This window comes from Candidatus Cloacimonadota bacterium (genome assembly GCA_034661015.1).
Classification (GTDB): Bacteria; Cloacimonadota; Cloacimonadia; order JGIOTU-2; family JGIOTU-2; genus JAYEKN01.
Window position 1 is genome coordinate 1 of sequence record JAYEKN010000185.1, and the last position, 2,612, is coordinate 2,612.

3 protein-coding genes and 1 tRNA gene are annotated in these 2,612 nt (G+C 36.2%); 1 reads left to right on the forward strand and 3 read right to left on the reverse strand.

Translation table 11 applies throughout. The features are described 5' to 3' along the window. Window positions 1-54 precede the first annotated feature (54 nt). From U9P79_07045 to U9P79_07055, 3 genes are all read right to left on the reverse strand, one after another. The gene (locus U9P79_07045) at window positions 55-1,644 is read right to left on the reverse strand and encodes a S41 family peptidase (GenBank protein ID MEA2104378.1); all 1,590 of its coding nucleotides are present in this window, start codon (window positions 1,642-1,644) and stop codon (window positions 55-57) included. Between the two features lie 20 nt (window positions 1,645-1,664). After that, entirely contained in the window at window positions 1,665-2,327 is a 663-nt protein-coding gene (tmk, locus tag U9P79_07050) for a dTMP kinase (protein ID MEA2104379.1), read from the reverse strand. A gap of 10 nt (window positions 2,328-2,337) precedes the next feature. After that, window positions 2,338-2,414 (reverse strand) — tRNA-Arg (locus tag U9P79_07055). A gap of 33 nt (window positions 2,415-2,447) precedes the next feature. On the opposite strand from U9P79_07055, the gene U9P79_07060 reads away from it, so the two are divergent. Beyond that, a complete protein-coding gene (locus U9P79_07060; GenBank protein MEA2104380.1) occupies window positions 2,448-2,597 on the forward strand; it encodes a hypothetical protein in 150 nt (49 codons plus the stop codon). Window positions 2,598-2,612: the final 15 nt, after the last annotated feature.

Consider the following 2,612-nt stretch of genomic DNA (forward strand, 5'->3'; position numbering starts at 1 on the left):
ACTCCAAAATTACTAGTTTATCTTAAAACATCACGGATGTTTTACTCCAAATTACTATTTCTTAACTTCGATTGTTAGCGTATCGTTTTCGGCAGCAAATGAGAAAAGTTCCGGTAATGACGGATGATTTATTAGCAGATTAACAACTCGTTGCAGCTGTGGGTCTTGGCGGACAGCAATTTTATTTCCTGCTTCCATCCCAAATTTATTACTGATTATTTGCGATTCCAAAGAATTTTTGAGCCAATATTTGGCTTCGATAAATTCTTCTTCGGTATGTTCAACATTATTCTCATCAATATAATCCACAAATTTATTGAGTAATTTTTCGGAAACATTAAAATTTTCATCAATATCATTTTCCGCGAGATAATCAACTGCGAATTTGAAGAATAGGTTTTTGCTTCTGACGAGTACTTCGTATTTGTTCAAAGTATCCTGTTTTACGAAAATATCAGGGGTAATACCTCCACCGCCGTAAACAGTTCTTCCGCTCACAGTTTCGAAAATTTCTTTTTCTGTTTCTGCCTTCAAAGTGTCTTTTTTCGCTTTTTTGTTAATTTCACCCAAAAGTTCATTATTATCTTTGTGGATGCATCTGCCGCTTTTGATATAATATTTTGATGTAGTTACTTTAATCCCATAATTCATAGGTAGCGGAAAAAGTTGTTGAACACATCCTTTTCCAAAACTATTTTCACCAACTATCAAAGCTTTATCATAATCCTGCAGGGAACCGGAAAAAATTTCGGCAGCACTTGCAGATGCACGGTTTATCAGGACAACGATGGGGATATTATTAAAGGCAAAATCATCTCGTGAATAGTATTCCCGATTAAATTTACGAAAACGACCTTTAGTATAAACCACCAGTTCATCTCGTGGTATGAATTGATCCACAGTTTCAATAGCTTGGCTAAGCAATCCGCCCGGGTTTGAACGGAGATCAATTATCAGTCCGTTTATTCCCTGATTTTGTAGATTTATAAGAGCGTTATGAAGGTCATTCCCTGTAGTTGCATTGAAACTAACGATTCGGATATAACCGATGTCATTATCTAATTTGTAAATATAGGGAATGCTTTCGATCTTTACGATATCGCGAGTTATTTCAAAATCTATCGGTTCGTCCAGCCCCTCTCTTTGGACAGTGATGATAACTTGAGTCCCTTTTGGTCCTCGCATATGATCTGCTGCTTTTTTTGTATCCCAATCTTTTGTGGATTCACCTTCCACTTTGGTAACTTTATCTCCAGCCATTAGACCGACTTGGTTAGCAGGAGTTCCTTCAATTACCGAATTTATCGTAATGTAATTACCTTGTGAGCTTATTCTGATTCCAAGTCCACCGAATTCACCTTTTGTGGAGGTTTTCAGTTCTTCAAAATCGGAAGGTTTCATAAGAGTGGTAAAAGGGTCCATCGTTTCTTCGATCATTCCGTTGATGGAACTTTCGAAAAGTTCTTTGGTGTTTAAGGTGTCAACATAAGCATTTTCAATAATTTTTAGAACTTCAGTGTAAAGTTGCATATAAGAGTACAGGTTTCTTGCTTTATTGTCTGCTTTTACAATGGATATTCTTCCCGAGAAAAAACCGACAAATAGAACTGCGATGATAAGTGCGATAATTTTTTTGTTTTTCATAATTTTTTTCCTTTATTAAATTAAAATTTGATTTTATATTTATTTTTAAGCATTTTTTGAATTTTCGATTGAAGGCTGTCAACTTTTTCCAAACCATTTAGGACAGCAATCCTTTCCGAATATTCTTCGGATAATTTCAAATATGAATCTCTAACCCGTTGGTGGAATTCAACGGATTCGCTTTCCAACCTATCAATATTACCACCATTTTCGGTTAGCTTATTGATTCTTGCGAGACCGACGTTTACAGGAACATCAACCAGAAAAGTCGTGTCGGGATTTGTGCCGAGTATCGCTATTTTGTTTATGGATTTCACGATATCTGCCGGAATGTTTCTGGCAGCTCCCTGATAAGCAAAAGTGGAATCATAATATCTGTCGCAAATTATGATCTTACCTTCTTCCAAAGCAGGTTTTATCCATTGAAATGTATGCTGGCTCCTGCTTGCCATATAAAGAAATATTTCGGTAAGTTTATACATTTCTTCATTTTGATTGTCCAGAAGGATGTCCCTGATTTTTTCAGATATTTGGGGTCCGCCCGGCTCACGGGTGAGCAAAATTTCATAGCCTGCTTTTGTCAGATTTTTGGCAAGGAGTTTGGCTTGCGTGGATTTTCCGCAGCCTTCGATACCTTCAAAGGTTATAAATAAACCGTTTGTTATTGAATTTTTTTTTTTCATAATTGTAAAATGGCACGCCCGAGAGGATTCGAACCCCCAACAGCCAGAGCCGAAATCTGGTGCTCTATCCAGTTGAACTACGGGCGCGCAAGTTCCTGCAAATTTTTGGGGGGTAATTTTATGTCAATAAATTCAATGTTGCAATTAATTTTCAAAAGAGAATTGACAAAAAGTTGCATTTACCTGAACAAATCATATACTTTAAATACTTTTGTGAAAATCATGCTTGAAAAACTTGACAGTAAAACAGGCTACCAAAAGAAATTATGATAATTATTAAAGGAG

What these genes read in the sequence shown, in the direction of transcription:
- U9P79_07060 (MEA2104380.1), top strand. Translation starts at nt 2,448, where the DNA reads ATGTCAATAAATTCAATGTTGCAATTAATTTTCAAAAGAGAATTGACA.
- U9P79_07045 (MEA2104378.1), bottom strand. Translation starts at nt 1,644, where the DNA reads ATGAAAAACAAAAAAATTATCGCACTTATCATCGCAGTTCTATTTGTC.
- tmk (MEA2104379.1), bottom strand. Translation starts at nt 2,327, where the DNA reads ATGAAAAAAAAAAATTCAATAACAAACGGTTTATTTATAACCTTTGAA.